The organism is Streptomyces sp. NBC_01257, from assembly GCF_035917255.1.
Taxonomy (GTDB): Bacteria; Actinomycetota; Actinomycetes; order Streptomycetales; family Streptomycetaceae; genus Streptomyces.
In genome coordinates this window covers 5,444,481-5,469,798 of record NZ_CP108472.1, presented here as the reverse complement: position 1 = coordinate 5,469,798, position 25,318 = coordinate 5,444,481, and the positions used below count along the sequence as shown (strand labels likewise).

The 25,318-nt window shown below is 67.6% G+C and carries 20 protein-coding genes; 3 read left to right on the top strand and 17 right to left on the bottom strand.

Annotation, left to right across the window (positions count from 1 at the left end; translation table 11 throughout):
- Window positions 1-10: 10 nt before the first annotated feature.
- The 5 genes from rplB to rpsJ are packed head-to-tail and all read right to left on the bottom strand — an operon-like array spanning window position 11 to window position 2,832.
- Window positions 11-847 carry a 50S ribosomal protein L2 gene (gene rplB / locus OG408_RS23740; RefSeq protein WP_145765090.1) on the bottom strand — a complete coding sequence of 279 codons (837 nt, stop codon included), beginning with the start codon at window positions 845-847 and terminating at the stop codon, window positions 11-13.
- A gap of 39 nt (window positions 848-886) precedes the next feature.
- The gene (gene rplW, locus OG408_RS23735) at window positions 887-1,210 is read right to left on the bottom strand and encodes a 50S ribosomal protein L23 (protein ID WP_014154589.1); all 324 of its coding nucleotides are present in this window, start codon (window positions 1,208-1,210) and stop codon (window positions 887-889) included.
- Complete coding sequence (gene rplD, locus OG408_RS23730) at window positions 1,210-1,860, bottom strand: 50S ribosomal protein L4 (RefSeq protein ID WP_266781659.1); 651 nt, start codon at window positions 1,858-1,860, stop codon at window positions 1,210-1,212. The genes rplW and rplD overlap by 1 nt, the downstream gene beginning before the upstream one ends.
- 4 nt (window positions 1,861-1,864) lie before the next feature.
- A complete protein-coding gene (gene rplC, locus OG408_RS23725; protein ID WP_136328436.1) occupies window positions 1,865-2,509 on the bottom strand; it encodes a 50S ribosomal protein L3 in 645 nt (214 codons plus the stop codon).
- A 14-nt stretch (window positions 2,510-2,523) separates the two neighbouring features.
- Entirely contained in the window at window positions 2,524-2,832 is a 309-nt protein-coding gene (gene rpsJ / locus OG408_RS23720; RefSeq protein WP_003948644.1) for a 30S ribosomal protein S10, read from the bottom strand.
- 493 nt (window positions 2,833-3,325) lie between these two features.
- On the opposite strand from rpsJ, the gene OG408_RS23715 reads away from it, so the two are divergent.
- Entirely contained in the window at window positions 3,326-5,008 is a 1,683-nt protein-coding gene (locus OG408_RS23715) for an RNA ligase family protein (protein WP_326671827.1), read from the top strand.
- Complete coding sequence (locus OG408_RS23710) at window positions 5,008-7,188, top strand: RNA repair domain-containing protein (RefSeq protein WP_326671825.1); 2,181 nt, start codon at window positions 5,008-5,010, stop codon at window positions 7,186-7,188. The genes OG408_RS23715 and OG408_RS23710 overlap by 1 nt, the downstream gene beginning before the upstream one ends.
- On the opposite strand, the gene OG408_RS23705 is transcribed toward OG408_RS23710, so the two are convergent.
- Window positions 7,185-7,658 (bottom strand): hemerythrin domain-containing protein, encoded by a 474-nt coding sequence (locus tag OG408_RS23705; RefSeq protein WP_326671823.1) that lies wholly within the window; start codon window positions 7,656-7,658, stop codon window positions 7,185-7,187. The two genes, OG408_RS23710 and OG408_RS23705, sit on opposite strands and share 4 nt — an antisense overlap.
- A gap of 69 nt (window positions 7,659-7,727) precedes the next feature.
- Between OG408_RS23705 and OG408_RS23700 the strand changes: the two genes are divergently transcribed.
- The gene (locus tag OG408_RS23700) at window positions 7,728-8,198 is read left to right on the top strand and encodes a GNAT family N-acetyltransferase (RefSeq protein ID WP_326671821.1); all 471 of its coding nucleotides are present in this window, start codon (window positions 7,728-7,730) and stop codon (window positions 8,196-8,198) included.
- 95 nt (window positions 8,199-8,293) lie between these two features.
- Here OG408_RS23700 and tuf read toward each other — a convergent pair whose 3' ends face one another.
- From tuf to rplA, 11 genes are all read right to left on the bottom strand, one after another.
- The gene (tuf, locus tag OG408_RS23695) at window positions 8,294-9,487 is read right to left on the bottom strand and encodes an elongation factor Tu (protein ID WP_073732686.1); all 1,194 of its coding nucleotides are present in this window, start codon (window positions 9,485-9,487) and stop codon (window positions 8,294-8,296) included.
- Between the two features lie 160 nt (window positions 9,488-9,647).
- The gene (fusA, locus tag OG408_RS23690; RefSeq protein WP_266781649.1) at window positions 9,648-11,777 is read right to left on the bottom strand and encodes an elongation factor G; all 2,130 of its coding nucleotides are present in this window, start codon (window positions 11,775-11,777) and stop codon (window positions 9,648-9,650) included.
- Window positions 11,778-11,815: 38 nt separating this feature from the next.
- On the bottom strand, window positions 11,816-12,286 hold the full coding sequence (rpsG, locus tag OG408_RS23685) for a 30S ribosomal protein S7 (protein ID WP_014047773.1): 471 nt from the start codon (window positions 12,284-12,286) through the stop codon (window positions 11,816-11,818).
- A 2-nt stretch (window positions 12,287-12,288) separates the two neighbouring features.
- A complete protein-coding gene (gene rpsL, locus OG408_RS23680; RefSeq protein WP_003948652.1) occupies window positions 12,289-12,660 on the bottom strand; it encodes a 30S ribosomal protein S12 in 372 nt (123 codons plus the stop codon).
- A gap of 461 nt (window positions 12,661-13,121) precedes the next feature.
- On the bottom strand, window positions 13,122-13,595 hold the full coding sequence (locus OG408_RS23675) for a hypothetical protein (RefSeq protein ID WP_326671817.1): 474 nt from the start codon (window positions 13,593-13,595) through the stop codon (window positions 13,122-13,124).
- A gap of 458 nt (window positions 13,596-14,053) precedes the next feature.
- A complete protein-coding gene (locus OG408_RS23670) occupies window positions 14,054-17,953 on the bottom strand; it encodes a DNA-directed RNA polymerase subunit beta' (protein WP_266781646.1) in 3,900 nt (1,299 codons plus the stop codon).
- A gap of 129 nt (window positions 17,954-18,082) precedes the next feature.
- The gene (gene rpoB, locus OG408_RS23665; RefSeq protein WP_266781644.1) at window positions 18,083-21,568 is read right to left on the bottom strand and encodes a DNA-directed RNA polymerase subunit beta; all 3,486 of its coding nucleotides are present in this window, start codon (window positions 21,566-21,568) and stop codon (window positions 18,083-18,085) included.
- Between the two features lie 596 nt (window positions 21,569-22,164).
- Window positions 22,165-22,545, bottom strand: a complete 381-nt coding sequence (rplL, locus tag OG408_RS23660; protein ID WP_148020215.1) for a 50S ribosomal protein L7/L12 — start codon at window positions 22,543-22,545, stop codon at window positions 22,165-22,167.
- Between the two features lie 83 nt (window positions 22,546-22,628).
- Entirely contained in the window at window positions 22,629-23,186 is a 558-nt protein-coding gene (rplJ, locus tag OG408_RS23655; RefSeq protein WP_148020214.1) for a 50S ribosomal protein L10, read from the bottom strand.
- 276 nt (window positions 23,187-23,462) lie between these two features.
- On the bottom strand, window positions 23,463-24,380 hold the full coding sequence (locus OG408_RS23650; protein ID WP_266781640.1) for a hypothetical protein: 918 nt from the start codon (window positions 24,378-24,380) through the stop codon (window positions 23,463-23,465).
- A gap of 161 nt (window positions 24,381-24,541) precedes the next feature.
- On the bottom strand, window positions 24,542-25,264 hold the full coding sequence (rplA, locus tag OG408_RS23645) for a 50S ribosomal protein L1 (RefSeq protein WP_266781638.1): 723 nt from the start codon (window positions 25,262-25,264) through the stop codon (window positions 24,542-24,544).
- Window positions 25,265-25,318 lie beyond the last annotated feature (54 nt).

Below are 25,318 nucleotides of genomic sequence, written 5' to 3'. Positions count from 1 at the left end.
AAACCCGCTCCTAGCGCTTCTTGTTCGTCTTGCGGCGGCGGACGATGTACTTGCTCGATGCCTTCTTCGGCGAGCGAGTACGACCCTCCTTCTGACCCCACGGCGAGACCGGGTGACGTCCACCGGAGGTCTTGCCTTCACCACCACCGTGCGGGTGGTCGACCGGGTTCATCGCGACACCGCGGACGGACGGGCGAACGCCCTTCCAGCGCATGCGACCGGCCTTGCCCCAGTTGATGTTCGACTGCTCGGCGTTGCCGACCTCACCGATCGTGGCGCGGCAGCGGGCGTCGACCAGGCGGATCTCACCCGACGGCATACGAAGGTGGGCCATGGTGCCCTCCTTCGCCAGCAGCTGCACGGAGGCACCCGCGGAACGGGCGAACTTCGCGCCGCCGCCGGGCCGCAGCTCGATGGCGTGGATGGTCGTACCGACCGGGATGTTGCGCAGCGCCAGGTTGTTGCCGGGCTTGATGTCGGCGGCCGGGCCGTTCTCGACACGGTCGCCCTGCGTCAGGCCACGCGGCGCGATGATGTAGCGCTTCTCGCCGTCCGCGTAGTGCAGGAGCGCGATGCGCGCGGTGCGGTTCGGGTCGTACTCGATGTGCGCGACCTTGGCCGGCACGCCGTCCTTGTCGTGACGACGGAAGTCGATCACGCGGTAGGCGCGCTTGTGGCCACCACCCTGGTGGCGAACGGTCACACGACCGGTGTTGTTACGGCCGCCCTTGCTGTGCAGGGGGCGGACCAGCGACTTCTCCGGCGTGGACCGCGTGATCTCGACAAAGTCGGCGACGCTGGAGCCACGACGGCCCGGGGTCGTCGGCTTGTACTTGCGGATACCCATTTCTCAGTCCTCGTCCGATTCCGGACGACTCGACCTCCGTTAGGAGGTCGGGCCGCCGAAGATGTCGATTCGGTCGCCCTCAGCGAGGGTCACGATGGCGCGCTTGGTGTCAGCGCGCTTGCCGAAACCGGTCTTGGTGCGCTTGCGCTTACCCTGACGGTTGATCGTGTTGACCCCGGTGACCTTGACCGAGAAGACCGCTTCCACGGCCTGCTTGATCTGGGTCTTGTTGGAGCCGGGCGCGACGATGAACGTGTACTTGTTCTCGTCGAGCAGCGCGTAGCTCTTCTCCGAAACAACCGGCTTGACGAGAACGTCACGCGGGTCGGAGTAGGTCTTGCTGGTAACGGTCGCCTCACTCATCAGGCGTCGCTCCCTTCGGTCTCAGCGGTCTGGGGGCCAGACACGAAGGACTCGAAAGCGGCCTGGGTGAAGACCACGTCGTCAGAGACGATCACGTCGTACGTGTTCAGCTGGCCCGGGTCCAGGATGTGCACCTGGGGCAGGTTGCGTGCGGAGAGCCACGCGGCCTCGTCGCTGCGCTCGACGACCAGGAGCACGTTGTTGCGCTCCGAGATCTTGCCGAGCAGCGTCTTGACGGCCTTGGTGGAGATCGCGCTCTCGACCACGCCGGTGACGACGTGGATGCGGGAGTGACGCGCCCGGTCCGACAGGGCACCGCGCAGGGCGGCGGCCTTCATCTTCTTCGGGGTGCGCTGCGAGTAGTCGCGCGGCTTGGGGCCGTGCACGACGCCACCGCCGACGAACTGCGGCGCACGGGTCGAACCCTGACGGGCGCGGCCGGTGCCCTTCTGGCGGTACGGCTTGCGGCCACCACCACGGACTTCACCGCGGCGCTTGGTCGAGTGCGTGCCCTGACGGGCAGCTGCCAGCTGTGCGACAACGACCTGGTGGATCAGCGGAACGCTGGTCTTCGCGTCGAAGATCTCCGCGGGGAGCTCGACGGTACCGGCCTTGTCGCCTGCCGGCGAAAGGATGTCAATGGTGCTCATTACCTCAAGCCCCCTTGGCCGCGGTACGGACCAGGACGAGGCCGCCGTTCGGACCGGGGACCGCGCCCTTGATGAGCAGCAGACCCTTCTCCGCGTCAACCGCGTGGATGGTCAGGTTCTGGGTGGTGACGCGCTCGTTGCCCATCCGGCCGGCCATGCGCATGCCCTTGAAGACACGCCCAGGGGTGGCGCAGCCACCGATCGAACCGGGGGAACGGTGCTTGCGCTGGACGCCGTGTCCGGCGCCGAGGCCCTTGAAGTTGTGACGCTTCATGACACCGGCGAAGCCCTTGCCCTTGCTCTTGCCCGTGACGTCAACCTTGACGCCGGACTCGAACACCTGGGCGGTGATCTCCTGGCCCAGCGTGTACTCGCTGGCGTCAGGGGTGCGGAGCTCCACCAGGTGGCGGCGCGGGGTCACGTCGGCCTTGGCGAAGTGGCCCTTGAGGGGCTTGTTCACCTTGCGCGGGTCGATCTCGCCGAAGGCGATCTGGACCGACTCGTAGCCGTCGCTGTCGTTCGTACGAACCTGCGTCACGACGCACGGACCGGCCTTGACGACGGTCACCGGGACAACCCGGTTGTTCTCGTCCCAGACCTGGGTCATGCCGAGCTTCTCGCCCAGGACGCCCTTGATGTTCTTGCTCATCTCGGCCCGTCCCCTCAGAGCTTGATCTCGATGTCGACGCCCGCCGGCAGGTCGAGGCGCATCAGCGAGTCAACCGTCTTCGGCGTGGGGTCGAGAATGTCGATGAGGCGCTTGTGCGTGCGCATCTCGAAGTGCTCGCGAGAGTCCTTGTACTTGTGCGGCGACTTGATGACGCAGTACACGTTCTTCTCAGTGGGCAGCGGCACCGGGCCCGCGACCGACGCACCAGTGCGGGTCACCGTCTCGACGATCTTCTTCGCCGAGGAGTCGATGACCTCGTGGTCGTAGGCCTTGAGCCGGATGCGGATCTTCTGTCCCGCCATGGCTACTAGTAGTCCTGTCTCTCGTAACGCTCTGGAACCCGGGGTTCTGATTACTCCGCCTCCGACCCACGCGGTCGGGCGTGTCGCATCCCCTCTACGAAAATCTCCCGAAGGAGATCCCAACCAAGGGGGTGCGGGCCTGAGACCGCGGATGCCGGGGGAGGAACCCCACCGGGCGCCTGGCCGGTGCCACACATTGCTTCCCGAAAGATTCCCGTACGTCCGGCCCATGGGGCCGACGAGTACTGTGGGACTCGCTTCCGGTCCTCCCGGCGGGAGGCGCGCAGCATTGACACTCAACCGAGCAACCTGGTCAGTGTGCCATACGGGGCACGAGCCTGGCCAATCGGGCGGAGGATCTTACCCCCCGCTCCACCGTGGTCAAACGCGGGCACGAACCGCCCGCCCGGCCCCTCGCGATATTCGGTCGAGTGCCGTATGCCCCCGCCCCTACAGTGACCGGCCGGGACGGCGACTCACGGGGGCAGCGAACATGCGTACGCACTATCCACGGACCCCGCATCTGCCCTGGTCACCCGGGGCCGCGTCGGACGATGTGCGCCTCACCGACCTCGCCGGACTGACCGGCTCGCAGGTCGTGGTCACCGAGAAGCTGGACGGCGAGAACACCACGCTCTACGCCGACGGAGTGCACGCCCGCTCCCTCGACTCGGCGCACCACCCCTCCCGCGGATGGGTCAAGGCCCTCCAGGGACGCGTCGGCCCCCGCATCCCCGCGGGGTGGCGGATCTGCGGCGAGAACACCTTCGCCCGTCACTCGATCCCGTACGAGGACCTCCCGGGCCACTTCCACGGCTTCTCCGTCTGGGACGGCGACCGCTGTCTGGACTGGGACCGGACCGTGGCCTTCCTGCGGGACCTGGGGATTCCGACCCCGCCGGTGCTGTGGCGCGGCGTGTTCGACGCCCGGGCCGAGAAGGCGCTGCGGGCGCTGAAGCCGGACACGGAGCGCCAGGAGGGGTACGTCGTCCGGCCGGCCGAGGGCTTCGGGGCCGCCGAGTTCGGGCACCGGGTCGCTAAGTGGGTACGGCCCGGCCATGTCACGACGGGCACCCACTGGATGCACACGGAGATCGTGGAGAACGGGCTGGGACCGGCCGCCGCCCTGTGGGCCGTGCGCTCGGGCGCGCCGGTGGACCCGGCGGCACTCGCCGTCGCCACCGGTGCCGGCCCCGGTGCCGGCCCCGGCGACGCACCGGCCGCCCTCGCGACGGGCGAGGCCCTGGACACCCTGGGCCGCACGGGTGACGACCGGCTGGCCGGGGTGCTCGCCGCCCTGCACCACCGCACCCGCCGGGCCGCGCTCGCACCGGCGCTCGCCGGCCCGCTCGGCATGCCGCTCGCCCGCCGGGTCGCGGACCTGGTCGGGCTCTACCCCTCGCTGCACCGCCCCTACCCGGACGAGCAGCGCCGCGCCGGTCTGGCGCGGATGTCGCTCGCCGCGGACCTGCCGGTCCTGCACGCGCTGGCGGACGCCCTGGCCGACGGGCCCGAGGCCGGTGAGCAGGTGGAGTGGTCGGCCCTGAACGCCCAGGACGTGGCCGAGCCGGACGGGCTGGACCGGGCCTTCGACGACCTGGGACCGGAGGCCGCCGCCCGCTGTCTGGCGCAGGCCCGGGAGGCGTACGCGCTGGGCCGCGTGGGCACGGCCGACGAGGCGGTCGCCGCGACCTGGCGGTGGCGGTCCGGGGACTTCCCGCGCCTGGTCCACATGGTGGGGCCGTCCGGCAGCGGCAAGAGCACCTTCGGCCGCGCCCTGCCCGGCACCGCCACGTACCTCTCGCTCGACGAACTGCGCGAGTCACGCCGGTCACGCGCCGACCAGAGCGCCAACGGGGACGTGCTGCGCGAGGGGCTGCGGCGCCTGGACGCCGCCCTCGTGCCCGGCGCCACCGTGGTCTGGGACGCCACCTCGCTCAACCCGCACCAGCGCTCCCTGGTGCACGCCGTCGCCGCGCGCAGGGACGCGCTGGTCACCCATGCCGTGGCGTGGGTGGGCGAGGACGAGCTGACCGCGCGCAACGGCCGGCGCGCCCACCCGGTGCCGCCGACGGTCCTGGCCTCCCAGCTGCACCGCTTCGTACCCCCGTATCCCGACCAGGCCCACCGCACCTGGTACATCGGAACGAGCGGAACCGTGGAGGACCGGGCCTGATGCGTACGAGCGAGGAGATCTACCACCGGGTCCGCTGGGACGCCCGCTTCGACCCGGCGCGCTTCGTGCTGGGCGTCGCCCAGCGCGGGCGGGACCCCAAGCGGGTACCGCTGGAGCGGTTCACACCGGGCGGGGACATCCCCTGGCACCGGGTGCTGTTCTTCGAGGCGGACGGCGAGGTGGTGTGGGACCGCTCCTCCGGCACGGACCGGATCGACGCGACGGACGCGGGCCGGATCCGGTCCCCGCGCCGGCTGCCGTCCCCGTACTTCCTCTCCCGTACGCCGCACGCCTTCTCCCCGGCCACGGGCCGCTGGGACCCGTCCTCCCCCGGGCCGCCGGGCCCGTCGGCCCCGCTGACCGTCCTCACCTGGAACACCCTCTGGGACCGCTACGACAGCGACCGCATCGACACCGCACTCCGCCGCCCCCTCCTGCTCGACGCCCTGCGCGCGGCGGACGCGGACGTCATCGCCCTCCAGGAGGCGGAACCCGCCCTGCTGGAGATGCTGCTGGACTGCGCCTGGGTGCGCGACGGGTACGTCCTCGCCACCGACCCGGCGGGCCGTGACGTACCGGACTGCGGACTGCTGCTGCTCAGCCGGCTGCCGGTGAGCGAGGCGGCTCTGCACGCGCTCGGCCCGCACAAGGCGGTGGCCGCGGCCGTCGTCGAGACGGCCGAGGGCCCCGTCACGGTCGCCGTGACCCATCTCAGCAGCGACCACTCCCCCGCGGGCGCCACCCGCCGCGAGACCGAACTGATGGACCTGGCAACGGGGTTGGCCGGCATCGAGGGCGAGCTGCTGCTCGTCGGCGACTTCAATGACGGCGGCGACCGCCCACAGACCCGCCTGGCAATGGCGGACGCGTGGACCGAGGTACACGGCCCCGCCGACCGCACCCCGACCTTCGACCCGTCCGTGAACCCGCTGGCCGCCGTCTCCTCCCTGTCCGGCCGCGTCTCCCGCCTGGACCGGGTCCTGCTGCGCACGGAACGGCTGCGGGCCAGCTCCGCGGCCCTGACCGGCGAGGTCCCGAGCCCGGCGGGGCTGTACGTCTCCGACCACTACGGGGTACGGGTGGAGCTGGGCCCGCCCCTCCCAGTGGCCGAAGGGGTGGCGGAACGGGTCGCCGCGGCCCTCCCCGGCGCCCGCGTCCACGTCGTCGGCTCCCGGCGCATGGGCTGCGCGCTGCCCGACGCGGACCTGGACCTGGTGGCGGCACTGCCCGGCGCCCCCGATCCGGCCGGCGTGCGGCACCGGCTGGCCGCCGCGTTCCCCCGGGCGCGGGACCTGCGCGAGGTGACCGGCGCCCGGGTGCCGGGGCTGCGCTGGCACACCGACGGCCTCCGGGTCGACCTGGTCACCGTGGCGACCGGGGGCCTCTCCCCCGCCGACGCGGTCGCCCGCCGGACCGAACTGGGCGAGGCGGCGGCCGTCGCGCTCAGCGCGGTGAGCGACGCCGAAGCGGTGCTCGCGGCGGCGGACCCGCTCCGGGACGCCTTCGCCCCGCTCGCCCGGGACGTCAAGGCGTGGGCGGGGGCCCGGGGCCTGGACTCCGCCCCCTGCGGCGGGCTGCCGGGCCTGGCCTGGGCCGTCCTCGCGGCCCGTACCGCACACGAGGCCGGCGGCCTGCCGCCGCTCGCGCTGCTCCGGCACTTCTTCGCGACGTGGGCGGCGTGGGACTGGGACGAGGCGGTGGGGACGGGTGCGGGCGCCGGAGCCGCCGTCACGGTGCTGACCCCGACGGCCCCCGTACGTTCCTGCACCACGCAGGTCTCCCCCGCCGGCCGCGATCTCCTCGCGGCCGAGCTGTACCGCGCGTGGGAGATCCTGGAGGCTGCGGAGGACGGCACCGACCCGCGTGCGCTGCTGTGTGCGCCGCCACGCCTGTCCGGCCTGCACTCGTCCTGGGCCCTCGCCTCCGTACCGCCGGGCGGCACCGACGAGGGGCGGCTACGCGGGCGACTCCTCGCCCTGACGGCCGCCCTCTCCGAGGCGGGCGCCGCCGACTGCCGCGTCTGGCCGCGCCCACTCACGGTCGGCGCGCGCACGGGGTACGCGATCGGGCTCGGCGCGACCCCGCCACCGGCTCACCGGCTGGCGGAGATCGGGGCGGAGGTACTGCGCGGCATCAGGGACGCGTCGTTGGCCCCGATGGACCGCCCGCCCCCGCCCTAGCGCCCGAGTTCCCCCGGCGCCTCCGGGTGCGCCGAGCGCCACGCCGTCATCGAGCGGTCCCACTCGTCCCCGGACAGCGCGGTGAGCGAGGCCGGGAACAGCCCGTCCTCCTCCTTCGCGATGTGGTGGTGCAGTTCGTCGACCGCCTCCCGCAGCCGGACGACGTCCTCGGTGCGGTCCAGATCGACCCGGCCGAGGAACGCGGCGAGTTCGCGGTGCTCACGCACCAGCGCGTCGATGTAGCCGGCGTACTCCGCACTGCCGCCCATCACCGCGAAAAGCCCCTGCTCCTCCCCCTGCCAGTGGGCCCGCAGCTCCCGCTCCATCCGGTCCACCAGTTCCGCGGCCAGGGTCCGGTCACCGCGGTCCAGGGCCCGCAGGGCGCCGCCCGCCGCATCGGTGACGGACTCGTGCTCCGCGATGAACTCCTTGATCAACGGGATCTCGCGGCAGCCGCAGTAGTGGCACATGCGCCCACTTTAGGCAGGTGTGTCACACCTCCGGACGGGACCCGGCCACCCCTCTGACAGACTCCCGCCATGCGTGTACGTACCACTCAAGGCTGGGCCCTGCGCCCCGCCACCCCCGAGGACCTTGAGCCGATAGCCGAGATCCGGGCCGTCGTGATGCGCCCGGATCTGGTCCGCCTCGGCCGCTACGACGAACACCGGGTGCGCCAGCGGCTGCGCGACTCCTACCTGCCCGAACACACCTCGGTGATCCTCGTCGACGGCCGCTTCGCCGGCAGCGTCACCCTCCGCCCCTTCGAGGACGGGCACTGCCTGGAGAGCTTCTTCCTCGACGAGGCACTCCAGGGGCGGGGCATCGGCTCGGCCGTGCTGGCCGCCCTGCTGGCCCGTACGGACACCGAAGGGGTACCGGTCCGCCTCAACGTCCTCCAGGGCAGCGCGGCCCGGCGGCTGTACGAGCGGCACGGATTCACCACGGAACGCGAGGACCCGGTCGACGTGTTCATGGTGCGCCGGCCGCCTCCCGTACCCACCGCCTGAGACAAGAAGAAGGGCCCCGTCCCACCGCTTGCGCGGCGGGACGGGGCCCTTCTCGGTGCTCTTGTGCGGAGCTACCAGGTCAGACGCTCAAGGACTTACTTGAGGATCTTGGTGACCTGGCCGGCGCCCACGGTCCGGCCACCCTCACGGATGGCGAACTTCAGGCCCTCTTCCATGGCGACCGGCTGGATCAGCGCGACGTTCATGAGGGTGTTGTCACCCGGCATGACCATCTCGGTGCCCTCGGGAAGGGTCACAACGCCCGTCACGTCCGTGGTACGGAAGTAGAACTGCGGGCGGTAGTTGTTGAAGAAGGGGGTGTGACGGCCACCCTCGTCCTTCGACAGGATGTAGGACTGCGCCTCGAACTCGGTGTGCGGCGTGACCGAACCCGGCTTGATGATGACCTGGCCGCGCTCGACGTCCTCGCGCTTGATGCCACGGAGGAGCAGACCGACGTTCTCACCGGCCTGGCCCTCGTCGAGCAGCTTGCGGAACATCTCGATGCCGGTGACCGTGGTGGTGGTCTTCTCGGTCTTGATACCGACGATGTCGACGGTCTCGTTGACCTTGAGGACACCACGCTCGATACGACCGGTGACGACGGTGCCACGACCGGTGATCGTGAAGACGTCCTCGATCGGCATCAGGAACGGCTTCTCGACGTCACGCTCGGGCTGCGGGATGGACTCGTCGACGGCCTTCATCAGGTCGAGGACGGTCTGGCCCCACTCCTTGTCACCCTCAAGAGCCTTGAGCGCCGAGACCTTGACGACCGGAAGGTCGTCGCCCGGGAACTCGTACTCGGAGAGGAGCTCACGAACCTCGAGCTCGACGAGCTCCAGGATCTCCTCGTCGTCCACCATGTCGGCCTTGTTCAGGGCGACGACGATGTAGGGAACGCCGACCTGGCGGGCCAGGAGCACGTGCTCCTTGGTCTGCGGCATCGGGCCGTCGGTGGCGGCAACCACGAGGATGGCGCCGTCCATCTGCGCCGCACCCGTGATCATGTTCTTGATGTAGTCGGCGTGACCCGGGCAGTCGACGTGCGCGTAGTGACGCGACTCCGTCTGGTACTCGACGTGCGCGATCGAGATGGTGATACCGCGCTGGCGCTCCTCAGGAGCCTTGTCGATCTGGTCGAAGGCCGAGGCCTCGTTCAGGTCCGGGTACGCGTCGTGCAGCACCTTGGTAATGGCGGCCGTGAGGGTCGTCTTACCGTGGTCAATGTGACCGATGGTGCCGATGTTGACGTGCGGCTTAGTCCGCTCGAACTTTGCCTTCGCCACTGGGTCCTCCTGCGGAGTGGTTCTGTACGCCTTGCTTCATCGGCGCCAGGTGATCTTTGCTGGGATGCCGGGCCCAGGGGGCATTCGACGCATTGCATGCGCGCCGCGTCAAATGCCCCACCGGGTTCCGGTGATAAGCCTAAAGCGTCAACTCGGAGAGTTACTCGCCCTTGGCCTTCGCGATGATCTCCTCGGCGACGTTCCGCGGAACCTCGGCGTAGGAGTCGAACTGCATCGAGTAGCTTGCGCGACCCGAGGTCTTGCTGCGGAGGTCTCCGACGTAGCCGAACATCTCCGAGAGGGGCACGAGGCCCTTCACGACGCGAGCGCCGCTGCGCTCCTCCATGGCCTGGATCTGGCCACGGCGGGAGTTGAGGTCGCCGATGACATCGCCCATGTAGTCCTCGGGCGTGGTGACCTCGACGGCCATCATCGGCTCCAGGAGCACGGGGGACGCCTTGCGGGCACCCTCCTTGAACGCCTGCGAACCGGCGATCTTGAAGGCGAGCTCCGAGGAGTCGACCTCGTGGTAACCACCGTCGAGAAGGGTGACGCGGACGCCGACCATCTCGTAGCCGGCCAGGATGCCGAACTGCATGGCTTCCTGGGCACCCGCGTCCACCGAGGGAATGTACTCACGGGGGATGCGGCCACCGGTGACCTTGTTGACGAACTCGTAGGACGCGTCGCCACCCTCGATGGGCTCAAGGGCGATCTGCACCTTCGCGAACTGGCCGGTACCACCAGTCTGCTTCTTGTGCGTGTAGTCGATGCGCTCGACGGCCTTGCGGATCGTCTCGCGGTACGCGACCTGCGGCTTGCCGACGTTCGCCTCGACGCGGAACTCGCGCTTCATGCGGTCGACGAGCACCTCGAGGTGAAGCTCGCCCATACCACCGATGATGGTCTGGCCGGTCTCCTCGTCGGAGTGCACCTGGAAGGACGGGTCCTCCTCGGAGAGGCGCTGGATGGCGACACCCAGCTTCTCCTGGTCACCCTTGGACTTGGGCTCGATGGCGACCTGAATGACCGGCGCCGGGAAGTCCATGGACTCCAGGATGACCGGGTTCTTGTCGTCACACAGCGTCTCACCGGTGGTGGTCTGCTTCAGGCCCATGACGGCGATGATGTCACCGGCGCCCACCGACGCGATCTCCTCACGCTTGTTCGCGTGCATGCGGTAGATCTTGCCGATGCGCTCCTTCTTGCCCTTGACCGAGTTCAGCACCGCGGTGCCGGCCTCGAGGCGACCGGAGTAGATCCGGACGAAGGTGAGCTTGCCGAGGTGCGGGTCGCTGGCAATCTTGAACGCGAGACCGGAGAACGGCTCGTCGTCCGAAGGCTTGCGCTGGATGACCTTCTCGGGGTCCTTGACGTCGTGGCCCTCGATGGCCTCGACGTCCAGGGGGGAAGGCAGGTAGCGGACGACCGCGTCGAGCAGGGGCTGGACGCCCTTGTTCTTGAACGCGGTGCCACAGAACACCGGGGTGACGGTGACCGAGTCGGCACTGCCCTTCGACGCGAGGGTGATGCGGCGGATCGCCTCGTGCAGCTGGTCCTGGGTGGGCTCGACGCCCTCCAGGTACAGCTCCATCATCTCGTCGTCGTTCTCGGAGACGGCCTCAAGGAGCTTGCCGCGCCATTCCTCGGCGGCTTCCTTGTGGGTGTCCGGGATGTCGATCGTGTCGTACATCTCGCCCTTGGCGGCCTCTTCGGGCCACACGAAGGCCTTCATCGACACGAGGTCGACGACGCCCTTGAAGTCGGCCTCTGCGCCGATGGGGAGCTGCATGACGAGCGGGACCGCGCCCAGGCGGTCGACGATCATGTCGACACAGCGGTGGAACTCGGCACCGGTGCGGTCGAGCTTGTTGACGAAGCAGATACGCGGAACGCCGTAGCGGTCCGCCTGACGCCACACGGTCTCGGACTGCGGCTCGACGCCGGCCACACCGTCGAACACGGTGACGGCACCGTCGAGGACGCGGAGCGAACGCTCCACCTCGACGGTGAAGTCGACGTGACCCGGGGTGTCGATGATGTTGATGGTGTGGTCAACATCATTGAGCGGCCAGTGACAGGTCGTCGCGGCGGACGTGATCGTGATGCCGCGCTCCTGCTCCTGCTCCATCCAGTCCATCGTGGCAGCGCCGTCGTGGACTTCACCGATCTTGTACGAGACGCCGGTGTAGAACAGGATCCGCTCAGTGGTGGTCGTCTTGCCCGCGTCGATGTGGGCCATGATCCCAATGTTGCGGACCTTGGCCAGGTCAAGCGAAGTGGTGGCCATAAGGCTCAATCTTCTCTCGGTCTCGATGGGGTAAGCGACTACCAGCGGTAGTGCGCGAAGGCCTTGTTGGACTCGGCCATCTTGTGGGTGTCCTCGCGCTTCTTGACGGCAGCGCCAAGACCGTTGGAGGCGTCGAGCAGCTCGTTCATGAGCCGCTCCGTCATCGTCTTCTCGCGACGGGCGCGGGAGTAGCCGACGACCCAGCGCAGCGCGAGGGTGGCGGCGCGACCGGGCTTGACCTCGATCGGCACCTGGTAGGTGGCGCCACCGACACGGCGGGACTTGACCTCGAGCGAGGGCTTGACGTTCTCAAGCGCGCGCTTCAGCGTGATGACCGGGTCAGCGCCGGTCTTCTCGCGGAGGCCTTCCATGGCGCCGTACACGATCCGCTCGGCGGTGGAACGCTTGCCGTTGAGCAGGATCTTGTTGATCAGCGAGGTGACAAGAGGAGAACCATAGACCGGGTCAATGATGACCGGGCGCTTCGGGGCGGGGCCCTTACGAGGCATTCTTACTTCTCCTTCTTGGCGCCGTAGCGGCTGCGGGCCTGCTTGCGGTTCTTGACACCCTGGGTGTCAAGGGAGCCGCGGATGATCTTGTAACGAACACCCGGCAGGTCCTTCACACGGCCACCACGCACGAGCACGATGGAGTGCTCCTGCAGGTTGTGTCCCTCACCCGGGATGTAGGCCGTGACCTCGATGCCGGAGGTCAGACGCACACGTGCGACCTTCCGGAGCGCGGAGTTCGGCTTCTTCGGGGTGGTCGTGAACACACGCGTGCAGACGCCGCGGCGCTGGGGCGAACCCTCGAGCGCGGGCGTCTTGTTCTTCTCGACCTTGTCCTGCCGGCCCTTCCGGACCAGCTGCTGAATCGTAGGCACTACTTCTCCGGTTTCTGTGTGCCGTCGGTGAAACTAACCTGGAACGTCGCCGACCCACGCGGTCGGGTGTGTCGAATGCTGCGGGCCACTCCCCTGGAGCAGTGGAAGCACAGATCACGGTGGCCAAAGACGAGCTCGCCGTGCGGTTGAGGACACGCACACGAGCCCAGGCACACCCCAGGCACAAGGTCTGAGCGTACCTACCTCATCGACTTGGGTCAAAACAAATGCAGCGCCCCCGAAACGCCGGGGGGTCACGCCGTGCCACGCCGGGGCCGTGGGGCGCCGGGCCGGCCCCCGCCGCACCTCACCAACCCCCTCGGCCCGCCCCCGAGGCTGCGCACCACTCGGCCGACGCGAGACCGGGCCGAGGGGCGGACGCAAGCCGCAGGCGGGGCACGCGGATCAGTGCGGTTCAGCACAGAACCCGTGCGCGGACATCGCGTACCGGGCGCAACACGTCAGACCAACAGCCCGACACAGAGCAACGCCAACGCGATCACCGCCACCCCTGCCGTCACGATCAGAAATATGCGCCGCCTCCTCGGGTTCCCGGGGACCGCGTCGACAAATTCAGATCGCCCGGGATTCAGCGGATCGTAGATCACGCCCGCACCTTCAGGCACATAGGAGAGACCGAACCTCGTTATCGTAAACCGCTTTCGGTCGGCAGTGACGTACGCGAAAACCACATCGATCTTGCCGTCTTTGGGGATGGATTTGCGGGCGACTGTGGCGTAGCAGTGCACTCCGCGCGCACGCAGGGGAGACTGTAGGAGGAAAGGGATTCCGAACACCAGAAGCGTCATGATGGAAATAAGAAATATTACGCCGACGACAAAAAACGGCACCGAGCCTCCAGGGCGATTTTTGGGGAAATCATCGCACAACACCCCAGCACGCAGCAACACCTTCAGCGAAAGGGCCGCAGGCACACATACACAAAAAGGCCCAAAATAATCGAAGGGTGCGCCGCCATGCCAGCAGCCGAGGCACCCGGGTGATTCCAGGGCACCTGAATGATCCCGACCCCTGAGAAACCCCGGAAGACCTCAAAGCAAAACCCAGCTTCCTGCCTGATCTATTCAAGACAAAGACCTGGTCGCGGCGCCAGGGAAAGGCGGCCTTTTCCCCCTTTACGTCAGCACGATGACCGCACCGCAACGCCCCGTCTGCAATTGGCCGATCACCTCGGAGAACGCACGCGAAAGCTGATGGGCTTCTCTCCGAGTTCGCCTGAAATTCAGCAGCCCTTACCGATAACTGACCGGAGCGACCGGCAGCTCACGGACTACGAGGTCCGGCCGCCCGCGCCAGGCGCTACCCGGAAACGCCGGAGGGCGGTCACCCCATGTACGGGATGACCGCCCTCCGGTCGTATCAGGCGACTCGCCTACTGGTTGTACGGACCGTAGTCGTAGTCCTCCAGCGGAACGGCCTGGCCGGAGCCGGTGCCGAACGGCGAGTAGTCGATGTCGTCGTAGCCGACGGCCGAGTACATCGCGGCCTTGGCCTCCTCGGTCGGCTCGACCCGGATGTTGCGGTAGCGGGACAGACCCGTACCGGCCGGGATGAGCTTACCGATGATGACGTTCTCCTTGAGGCCGATCAGGGAGTCGGACTTGGCGTTGATCGCCGCGTCCGTCAGGACCCTGGTCGTCTCCTGGAAGGAAGCCGCGGACAGCCACGACTCCGTCGCCAGCGAGGCCTTGGTGATACCCATCAGCTGCGGTCGGCCGGAGGCGGGGTGACCGCTCTCCTGGACCACACGACGGTTCTCGGTCTCGAACTTCGAGCGCTCGACGAGCTCGCCCGGCAGCAGTTCCGCGTCGCCGGACTCGATGATCGTCACGCGGCGGAGCATCTGCCGGATGATGATCTCGATGTGCTTGTCGTGGATCGACACACCCTGCGAGTTGTAGACCTTCTGGACTTCGCCGACCAGGTGGACCTGGACCGCGCGCTGACCGAGGATCCGCAGCACGTCGTGCGGGTTGGTGGCACCCACGGTGAGCTTCTGGCCCACCTCGACGTGGTCGCCCTCGCCCACCAGCAGGCGGGCGCGCTTGGAGATCGGGAAGGGAATCTCGTCGCTGCCGTCGTCCGGCGTGACCACGAGCTTCTTGGTCTTCTCGGTCTCCTCGATCCGGACCCGGCCCGCGGACTCCGAGATCGGGGCGACACCCTTCGGCGTACGGGCTTCGAAGAGCTCGACGACTCGGGGCAGACCCTGGGTGATGTCGTCACCGGCCACACCACCGGTGTGGAAGGTACGCATCGTCAGCTGGGTACCGGGCTCACCGATGGACTGGGCGGCGATGATGCCGACCGCCTCACCGATGTCGACCAGCTTGCCGGTGGCGAGCGAGCGTCCGTAGCAGAAGGCACAGGTGCCGACCGCGGACTCACAGGTCAGGACCGAGCGGGTCTTGACCTCCTCGACTCCGGCGCCCACCAGGGCGTCGATCAGGACGTCACCGAGGTCGACGTTGGCCGGCGCGATGACCTTGCCGTCGACGACGACGTCCTCGGCCAGCATGCGGGCGTACACCGAGGTCTCGACGTCGTCCGTCTTGCGGAGCACGCCGTCGGCACCCTTGACCGCGATCTTCAGCTTGAGGCCACGGTCGGTGCCGCAGTCCTCCTCGCGAATGATCACGTCCTGCGAGACGTCCACCAGACGACGGGTCAGGTAACCCGAGTCGGCGGTACGCAGGGCGGTGTCCGCCAGACCCTTACGGGCACCGTGCGTGGAGATGAAGTACTCCAGAACGGTGAGGCCCTCACGGAAGGACGCCTTGATGGGACGAGGGATCGTCTCGTTCTTGGCGTTGGACACCAGACCACGCATACCGGCGATCTGACGCATCTGCATCATGTTTCCTCGGGCACCCGAGTCAACCATCATGAAGATGGGGTTCGTCTTGGGGAAGTTCGCGTTCATCGCCTCGGCAACCTCGTTGGTCGCCTTGGTCCAGATCGCGATGAGCTCCTGCGTGCGCTCGTCCTTGGTGATCAGACCGCGCTCGTACTGCTTCTGGACCTTCTCGTCCTGGTCCTCGTAGCCCTTGACGATGGCCTTCTTGGCCTCGGGGACGACGATGTCCGCGACGGAGACGGTGACTCCGGAACGGGTGGCCCAGTGGAAGCCGGCCGCCTTCAGGTTGTCGAGCGTCGCCGCCACGATGACCTTGGGGTAGCGCTCGGCGAGGTCGTTGACGATCTCGGAGAGCTGCTTCTTGCCGACCGAGTAGTCGACGAACGGGTAGTCCTCGGGCAGCAGCTCGTTGAAGAGCGCGCGGCCCAGGCTGGTGCGCAGCCGGAAGGTGTCACCCGGCTGGTACTCGGGCTCGCCCTCCTCGGCGACCGGCGGCACCCAGCCACGCGGCGGGATGGTGCCCACCGGGAAGCGGATGTCGACGGACGACTGGAGCGCCAGCTCGCCGGCGTCGAACGCCATGATCGCCTCGGCCGTGGAGCCGAACGCGCGGCCCTCGCCCTTGGTGTCACGGAGTTCACCGTCGGTGGTCAGGAAGAACAGACCCAGCACCATGTCCTGGGTCGGCATCGTGACCGGACGGCCGTCGGCCGGCTTCAGGATGTTGTTCGAGGACAGCATCAGGATGCGGGCCTCGGCCTGCGCCTCCGCGGAGAGCGGCAGGTGCACGGCCATCTGGTCACCGTCGAAGTCCGCGTTGAACGCGGTGCAGACGAGCGGGTGGATCTGGATGGCCTTGCCCTCGACGAGCTGCGGCTCGAAGGCCTGGATGCCGAGACGGTGCAGCGTGGGCGCACGGTTCAGGAGAACCGGGTGCTCCGCGATGACCTCTTCCAGGACGTCGTACACGACCGTGCGGCCGCGCTCGACCATGCGCTTGGCCGACTTGATGTTCTGCGCGTGGTTCAGGTCCACCAGGCGCTTCATCACGAACGGCTTGAAGAGCTCCAGCGCCATGGCCTTGGGCAGACCGCACTGGTGCAGCTTCAGCTGCGGGCCGACGACGATCACGGAACGCGCGGAGTAGTCCACACGCTTACCGAGAAGGTTCTGACGGAATCGACCCTGCTTGCCCTTCAGCATGTCGCTGAGGGACTTGAGCGGGCGGTTACCGGGACCGGTGACCGGGCGACCGCGGCGGCCGTTGTCGAACAGCGCGTCGACGGCCTCCTGCAGCATCCGCTTCTCGTTGTTCACGATGATCTCGGGGGCACCGAGGTCAAGGAGACGCTTGAGGCGGTTGTTGCGGTTGATCACACGGCGGTACAGGTCGTTCAGGTCGGAGGTCGCGAAGCGGCCACCGTCCAGCTGCACCATCGGACGCAGGTCCGGCGGGATGACCGGCACGCAGTCGAGCACCATGCCCTTGGGCTTGTTGCTGGTCTGCAGGAACGCGGAGACGACCTTGAGGCGCTTGAGCGCACGGGTCTTCTTCTGGCCCTTGCCGGTACGGATGATCTCGCGGAGGCGCTCGGCCTCCTCGTCGAGGTCGAACGACTCGAGGCGCTTCTGCAGAGCAGCGGCACCCATGCAGCCGTCGAAGTACGTGCCGAAGCGGTCACGCAGCTCGCGGTAGAGCAGCTCGTCGCCCTCAAGGTCCTGGACCTTGAGGTTCTTGAAGCGGCTCCACACCTCGTCGAGGCGGTCGATCTCGCGCTGCGCACGGTCGCGCAGCTGCTTCATCTCGCGCTCGGCACCTTCGCGCACCTTGCGGCGCACGTCGGCCTTGGCGCCCTCGGCCTCCAGCTCGCCGAGGTCGGTCTCGAGCTTCTTGGCACGGTTCTCGAGGTCCGAGTCGCGACGGTTCTCGACCTGCTGACGCTCGACGGAGACGTGCGCCTCCAGCGACGGGAGGTCGCGGGTACGGCGCTCCTCGTCGACGAACGTGATCATGTACGCGGCGAAGTAGATGACCTTCTCGAGGTCCTTCGGCGCGAGGTCCAGCAGGTAGCCCAGACGCGACGGGACACCCTTGAAGTACCAGATGTGGGTGACGGGAGCGGCAAGCTCGATGTGGCCCATGCGCTCACGGCGCACCTTGGCGCGAGTGACCTCGACGCCACAGCGCTCACAGATGATGCCCTTGAAGCGGACACGCTTGTACTTGCCGCAGTAGCACTCCCAGTCCCGGGTCGGACCGAAGATCTTCTCGCAGAAGAGTCCGTCCTTTTCGGGCTTGAGCGTGCGGTAGTTGATGGTCTCCGGCTTCTTCACTTCGCCGTGGGACCAGGTCCGGATGTCGTCCGCGGTGGCAAGGCCGATCCGCAGCTCGTCGAAGAAGTTGACGTCGAGCACTTGTCGTCAATCCCTCTTTCGGGGGTTCGAGCCCCCTCGCGTCACGCGAGAAATCGGGGCACTTCAGCAATGGTCTGAACGGGTCCGGGGAGAGCCGGCCGGATCACGGGGATCCGGCCGGCCAACCCGTCAGACCTCTTCGACGCTGCTCGGCTCTCGCCGGGACAGGTCGATTCCGAGCTCCTCCGCCGCGCGGAAGACGTCCTCGTCCGTGTCGCGCATCTCGATGGACATGCCGTCCGAGGACAGCACCTCCACGTTGAGGCAGAGCGACTGCATTTCCTTGATGAGCACCTTGAAGGACTCGGGAATGCCGGGCTCGGGGATGTTCTCGCCCTTGACGATGGCCTCGTAGACCTTCACGCGGCCGGTCACGTCGTCGGACTTGATCGTCAGCAGCTCCTGGAGGGCGTAAGCGGCGCCATAAGCTTCAAGGGCCCACACCTCCATTTCACCGAAGCGCTGTCCACCGAACTGAGCCTTACCACCCAGCGGCTGCTGGGTGATCATGGAGTACGGACCCGTCGAACGAGCGTGCAGCTTGTCGTCGACGAGGTGGTGGAGCTTGAGGATGTACATGAAGCCGACCGAGACCGGCTCGGGGAACGGCTCGCCGGAGCGGCCGTCGAACAGGTTGGCCTTGCCCGAGGGCTGGACCAGCCGGTCGCCGTCGCGGTTCGGGATCGTGGCCTGGAACAGGCCGGTGATCTCGTCCTCGCGCGCACCGTCGAAGACGGGCGTGGCGACGTTGGTGCCGGGGGCGACCTGGTCGGCGCCGATGAACTGCAGGCGCTTGGCCCACTCGTCACCGAGGCCGGAGACGTCCCAGCCGCGGCTGGCGAGCCAGCCGAGGTGGATCTCCAGGACCTGTCCCGGGTTCATTCGGGACGGGACACCCAGCGGGTTGAGGATGATGTCGACCGGGGTGCCGTCCTCCAGGAACGGCATGTCCTCGATCGGGAGGATCTTCGAGATGACGCCCTTGTTGCCGTGACGGCCGGCGAGCTTGTCACCGTCGGTGATCTTGCGCTTCTGCGCGACGTAGACGCGGACCAGCTGGTTCACGCCCGGCGGCAGCTCGTCGCCCTCTTCGCGGTCGAAGACGCGGACGCCGATGACCTTGCCGATCTCACCGTGCGGCACCTTCAGCGAGGTGTCGCGCACTTCGCGCGCCTTCTCACCGAAGATCGCGCGGAGCAGGCGCTCCTCGGGGGTCAGCTCGGTCTCGCCCTTGGGCGTGACCTTGCCGACGAGGATGTCGCCGGCGACGACCTCGGCACCGATACGGATGATGCCGCGCTCGTCGAGGTCGGCGAGGACCTCTTCGGAGACGTTCGGGATGTCCCGGGTGATCTCCTCCGGGCCGAGCTTGGTGTCACGGGCGTCGACCTCGTGCTCCTCGATGTGGATCGAGGAGAGGACGTCGTCCTGTACGAGGCGCTGCGAAAGAATGATCGCGTCCTCGTAGTTGTGACCCTCCCAGGGCATGAACGCCACGAGCAGGTTCTTGCCGAGCGCCATCTCACCGTTCTCGGTGGCCGGACCGTCGGCGAGCACCTGGCCCTCGATGACCCGGTCGCCCTCGGAGACGACGACCTTCTGGTTGACCGAGGTGCCCTGGTTGGAGCGCATGAACTTCGCGATGCGGTACGTGGTGTACGTACCGTCATCGTTCGTCACGGTGATGTAGTCCGCGGAGACCTCCTGGACCACACCGTCCTTCTCGGCCTTCAGCACGTCACCGGCGTCGGTGGCGCAGCGGTACTCCATGCCGGTGCCGACGAGCGGCGCCTCGGACTTGATGAGCGGCACCGCCTGACGCATCATGTTCGCGCCCATGAGGGCACGGTTGGCGTCGTCGTGCTCCAGGAACGGGATCATCGCGGTGGCGACGGACACCATCTGGCGCGGCGAGACGTCCATGTAGTCGACTTCGGTGCCGGGCACGTAGTCGACCTCTCCGCCACGACGGCGGACCAGGACGCGGGGCTCGGTGAAGCGCAGCTCGTCGGAGAGCGTCGCGTTCGCCTGGGCGATGACGTAACGGTCTTCCTCGTCGGCCGTGACGTAGTCGACCTCGTCGGTGACCTGGCCGTCGACGACCTTGCGGTACGGCGTCTCGATGAAGCCGAACGCGTTGACGCGGCCGTACGAGGCGAGCGAACCGATCAGACCGATGTTCGGGCCTTCAGGGGTCTCGATCGGGCACATGCGTCCGTAGTGGGACGGGTGCACGTCACGGACCTCGAAGCCGGCCCGCTCACGGGAGAGACCACCCGGGCCAAGAGCCGACAGGCGGCGCTTGTGGGTGAGACCCGACAGCGGGTTGTTCTGGTCCATGAACTGGGACAGCTGGCTGGTGCCGAAGAACTCCTTGATGGAGGCGACGACCGGCCGGATGTTGATCAGGGTCTGCGGCGTGATCGCCTCGACGTCCTGGGTCGTCATGCGCTCACGCACGACGCGCTCCATCCTCGCCAGACCCGTACGGACCTGGTTCTGGATGAGCTCGCCGACGTTACGCAGACGGCGGTTGCCGAAGTGGTCGATGTCGTCGGTCTCGACGACGATCTCCCGGCCCGACTCGCCGGTCGTCTCGGTCTCACCGGCGTGCAGCTTGACCAGGTACTTGATGGTCGCGATGACGTCGTCGGTGGTGAGCACGCCGGCGTCCAGCGGCTCGTCGGCGCCGAGCTTCTTGTTCACCTTGTAGCGGCCGACCTTCGCGAGGTCGTAGCGCTTCGGGTTGAAGTAGAGGTTCTCGAGCAGCGTCTGAGCGGCCTCGCGGGTCGGCGGCTCGCCGGGGCGGAGCTTGCGGTAGATGTCGAGCAGCGCGTCGTCCTGGCCCTGGGTGTGGTCCTTCTCCAGGGTGGCGCGCATGGACTCGTACTCGCCGAACTCCTCGAGGATCTGCTCGGTGCTCCAGCCGAGAGCCTTCAGGAGGACGGTGACGGACTGCTTGCGCTTGCGGTCGATGCGGACACCGACCATGTCGCGCTTGTCGATCTCCATCTCCAGCCAGGCACCCCGGGACGGGATGATCTTGGCGGAGAAGATGTCCTTGTCGGACGTCTTGTCGATCGACGAGTCGAAGTAGACACCCGGCGAGCGGACCAGCTGCGACACCACGACACGCTCGGTGCCGTTGATGACGAAGGTGCCCTTGTTGGTCATGAGCGGGAAATCGCCCATGAAGACCGTCTGGGACTTGATCTCGCCGGTCTCGTTGTTGGTGAACTCGGCCGTGACGAAGAGCGGGGCGGCGAACGTGAAGTCGCGCTCCTTGCACTCGTCGATCGAGTTCTTGGGGGGCTCGAAGCGGTGGTCGCGGAACGTAAGCGACATCGACCCGGAGAAGTCCTCGATCGGTGAGATCTCCTCGAAGATCTCCTCCAGGCCGGACTTGGTGGGGACGTCTTGTCCACTGTCCAGAGCAGCCTCGACGCGAGCCTTCCAGGCGGCATTACCGAGGAGCCAGTCAAAGCTCTCGGTCTGCAGCGCGAGGAGGTTCGGAACCTCGAGGGGCTCCTTGATCTTTGCAAAAGAGATGCGCAGCGGGGCGGTGCTGGCACCGTTGTTCGTATTCGCGGTCGAGGCGTTGCGCGAGGCGGCCAAGAGGGGGTCCTTCCGAGGGCTCGGACTCACTACGCGCGTACCGGTCCCAAATTGGACAGGTGGACAGATATCCCAGGTGAGGGATGAACGGTCCACGGTGCACAGGATGGGTATGCCCCTGGTGACGGGCAGGAGGCAGCTAACAGGCAGCGCAAAGGGTCAGTGTAGCCAAGCGGCACACTGATGTCCAGTCGGGGTTCTCAGAGACCCACGTTGCTCTCAACAGCTGTTCTCAACACCTATGTCTAGCCCTGCGCGAGCTGCGCTCTTCTTTACTGCCCTCTTCGCCATCGATCCATGCCTCGGATCCGGATCGATGTGACGACGCGCCTTGAGAATTGCGCGCCTCGTGCGGTTCGTCAAGGCCCCCCAGCCGGGACGGGCCCCGAGACTCGTGCCCCGCCGCCCCTCGCCACCGCCCGCGCCCCCCACGAGAGGCGCACGGCGAAGATCACCATACTCGTCAGCGCGGGAAGAGCAAGGCACCCGCCACGGGTACGCCGAAAGGCGACCACCCATACGGGTGGTCGCCTTTCGCGATGTGACGTCCGTGCCTCGCGGCACGGGGGTCCAGACGAGTCAGAAGACTCGCAGGGTCACTTGACCTCGACGGAGGCGCCGGCGGCCTTGAGGGACTCGGCAGCCTTCTCGGCGGCCTCCTTGGCGACCTTCTCGACGACGGGCTTCGGGGCGCCGTCGACGAGGTCCTTGGCCTCCTTCAGGCCGAGGGAGGTCAGCTCACGCACGACCTTGATGACCTGGATCTTCTTGTCACCGGCGGCGGTGAGGATGACGTCGAACTCGTCCTGCTCGGCAGCGGCCTCGGCCGGGGCAGCAGCGCCGACCGGAGCGGCGGCGACGGCCGCGGCGGCGGTGACGTCGAACTTCTCCTCGAAGGCCTTGACGAACTCGGAGAGCTCGATGAGGGTGAGCTCCTCGAACTGAGCGAGCAGGTCTTCCTGGCTGAGCTTCGCCATGATGGCGTCCTTCCACTATTCGGCAGGTGCCGGATGTATATGTCGGCGGGCGTACGTGGAGCCCGCTGGACCGCTGAGCGAAATTACTCGGCGGCCTCGGCGGGAGCCGGAGTACCGGCACCGCCCTGCTCTTCCCGCTTGGCACGAAGAGCTTCCGCGGTGCGGACGAACTTCGACGGCAGAGCCTGGAAGAGCTGCGCAGCCTGAGTCTGCTTGCCCTTCATGGCGCCGGCCAGCTTGGCGAGCAGAACCTCGCGGGACTCGAGGTCCGCGAGCTTCTTGATCTCATCGGCGGACAGCGCCTTACCGTCAAGGACACCGCCCTTGATGATGAGGTTGGGGTTGTCCTTGGCGAAGTCACGAAGACCCTTCGCCGACTCCACCGGGTCACCGGTGACGAAGGCAACCGCCGTCGGACCTGCGAACAGGTCGTCCAGCGTGTCGATCCCGGCCTCGTTGGCCGCAATCTTGGTCAGCGTGTTCTTCACCACGGCGTACTGGGCGTTCTCACCGAGCGAACGGCGCAGCTGCTTGAGCTGTGCCACGGTGAGACCCCGGTACTCGGTCAGCACGGCGGCGTTCGAGCTGCGGAACTGGTCCGCGAGCTCGGCTACCGCTGCAGCCTTGTCGGGCCTTGCCATGAGCGTCGGCCTCCTTCCGGGTGATGAGGACCGCTCAAAAGAACCCGGAAAAGACGAAACGCCCCGGCGCAGGCGCCAGGGCGAAGCTCGACCGGAACGAGTCCGGGAGCTTTTCCACAGTCACCTGCGCAGGTCGTCCGTATCCAACGGATCCTTCGGTTGCCGTCACCCTTGCGGGTTCCGAGCAACGACCAGCGGTCTTTGGCTTCTGCAGAAGAGTACGCGACCGGGGTCGCGCCGGGCAAATCCGTCCCGCTTCGGGTGCTCCGGAGAGGTTTAGGACGCGCCCGAGGCCGCACCCTGCTGCTGTTCCAGCAGTTCCTTGAAGCCGATGGTCTCGCCGGCCGGCGGCCGCTCGACCGAGACCTTGGTCCCGTAGTCGCTGTAGAACACCGTCGAGTTGAGCTCGCCGGTCTTCATCTGTCCGCGCTCGCTCTTCTTCACCAGGAGGTCGTTCCCGTCGACCCAGATGTCGACCTTCTCCGTGGTGATGCCCGCGTCGGTGAGCTGCTTCTTGAGGGCGGTGAGCTGGTCGGCGTCGAGCTTGGAGTTCTTGGCGGTCAGCTCGGCGACGTCGACGGTGCCGGAGTAGTGCGTGGTGGCGACACCGCGGACATCCTCCTGGCCGACCTTCTTCACGTCACCGGAGGCCAGCAGCGACTTCACTCCCTGGTCGGGAGTGGTGTTCTGCATCTGGTCCTTCATCGCGGCACCGGAGGCACCGCCGAGCTCGGCGAGGTCGTCGTAGGAGTAGCTGATCCAGCGCTTGCCGCCGGTCTGCTTGGCCATGGCCGGGCCCATGTCGGCGGCGTAGCCGTCCTTGAAGTAGCGGGCCTGCATGCTGCCGTCGCTGCCGAGCTTCTTCATGGAGTCGGCCATGGAGCCGCCCGTGTAGGTGATCTTCATGGCGCCGGTGACGCCGTCGGACCACTCCATGACCCCGCTCTGCTTCATGGACATGGTGCTGCCCATGACGGTGGTGCCCTCGATCTTCGCCGAGTTCGCCGTGCCGGTCTTCTTCTGTACGTCGAGCAGCGCCGCGATGGTGTCGGTCTTCACCACCGAGGTGCCGCCGTTCCCGTCCTCGGTCTTCGGCCCGGCGGCGTCGTCCGATCCGCCGCAGGCCGCGACCGACGTCAGCGCCGCCGCCACAGCCACGGCCAGGCCCACGCGCCGTACGGTACTGGTCCTCATGTCCGTCTCCACCCCTCGATCGGCTCCCGGTACGCCCCGCACGCTAGCGCACGGCTCCGACAGCCACGGTTGCGTACATACGAGGACGGGCCCCGCACCTCGAAAGGTTGCGGGGCCCGTCAATGTCACACGTGACACGGCGGTCGTACGAGCACGGAGGCTCAGACGGCGGCCGGGTCCTCCTCGACGAGGAGGTTACGGGTGCGGTTGGAGTCCAGCGGGATGCCGGGGCCCATCGTGGTGGCCAGCGTGGCCTTCTTGATGTAGCGGCCCTTGGCGGCGGACGGCTTCAGACGGAGGATCTCCTCCAGCGCCGCTGCGTAGTTCTCCACCAGCTTGGTCTCGTCGAACGAGGTCTTGCCGATGATGAAGTGCAGGTTCGAGTGCTTGTCGACGCGGAACTCGATCTTGCCGCCCTTGATGTCGTTGACAGCCTTCACGACGTCGGGGGTGACGGTGCCGGTCTTCGGGTTCGGCATCAGACCACGCGGACCGAGCACGCGGCCGAGGCGGCCGACCTTGCCCATGAGGTCCGGGGTCGCGACGACGGCGTCGAAGTCCAGACGGCCCTTCGCCACCTCGTCGATGAGCTCGTCGGCGCCGACGATGTCGGCGCCCGCGGCTTCCGCGGCCGCAGCACGGTCACCGGTCGCGAAGACCAGGACCCGGGCGGTCTTGCCGGTGCCGTGCGGGAGGTTCACGGTGCCACGGACCATCTGGTCGGCCTTGCGAGGGTCAACACCCAGGGCAAACGCGACCTCGACGGTGCTGTCGAACTTCGTGGAGGCGGTGTCCTTGGCGATACGGACGGCCTCGAGCGGGGCGTAGTTGCGCGCCCGGTCGATCTTGGCGTCCGCAGCGCGGAGGTTCTTGCTGCGCTTCACTTCTACTCCTGTGGTTTCAGAGTGTGGAGTCGTGGTGCGGACCAGCGCTTGGTC

Bases quoted from the DNA above. Each gene is read 5' to 3' on its own strand.
- rplD (WP_266781659.1), bottom strand. From the start codon at position 1,860: ATGAGCACCATTGACATCCTTTCGCCGGCAGGCGACAAGGCCGGTACC.
- OG408_RS23700 (WP_326671821.1), top strand. From the start codon at position 7,728: ATGCGTGTACGTACCACTCAAGGCTGGGCCCTGCGCCCCGCCACCCCC.
- OG408_RS23650 (WP_266781640.1), bottom strand. From the start codon at position 24,380: ATGAGGACCAGTACCGTACGGCGCGTGGGCCTGGCCGTGGCTGTGGCG.
- fusA (WP_266781649.1), bottom strand. From the start codon at position 11,777: ATGGCCACCACTTCGCTTGACCTGGCCAAGGTCCGCAACATTGGGATC.
- rpsG (WP_014047773.1), bottom strand. From the start codon at position 12,286: ATGCCTCGTAAGGGCCCCGCCCCGAAGCGCCCGGTCATCATTGACCCG.
- rplB (WP_145765090.1), bottom strand. From the start codon at position 847: ATGGGTATCCGCAAGTACAAGCCGACGACCCCGGGCCGTCGTGGCTCC.
- rplL (WP_148020215.1), bottom strand. From the start codon at position 22,545: ATGGCGAAGCTCAGCCAGGAAGACCTGCTCGCTCAGTTCGAGGAGCTC.
- OG408_RS23715 (WP_326671827.1), top strand. From the start codon at position 3,326: ATGCGTACGCACTATCCACGGACCCCGCATCTGCCCTGGTCACCCGGG.
- OG408_RS23710 (WP_326671825.1), top strand. From the start codon at position 5,008: ATGCGTACGAGCGAGGAGATCTACCACCGGGTCCGCTGGGACGCCCGC.
- rplW (WP_014154589.1), bottom strand. From the start codon at position 1,210: ATGAGTGAGGCGACCGTTACCAGCAAGACCTACTCCGACCCGCGTGAC.
- rplJ (WP_148020214.1), bottom strand. From the start codon at position 23,186: ATGGCAAGGCCCGACAAGGCTGCAGCGGTAGCCGAGCTCGCGGACCAG.
- rpsJ (WP_003948644.1), bottom strand. From the start codon at position 2,832: ATGGCGGGACAGAAGATCCGCATCCGGCTCAAGGCCTACGACCACGAG.
- OG408_RS23705 (WP_326671823.1), bottom strand. From the start codon at position 7,658: ATGTGCCACTACTGCGGCTGCCGCGAGATCCCGTTGATCAAGGAGTTC.
- rplC (WP_136328436.1), bottom strand. From the start codon at position 2,509: ATGAGCAAGAACATCAAGGGCGTCCTGGGCGAGAAGCTCGGCATGACC.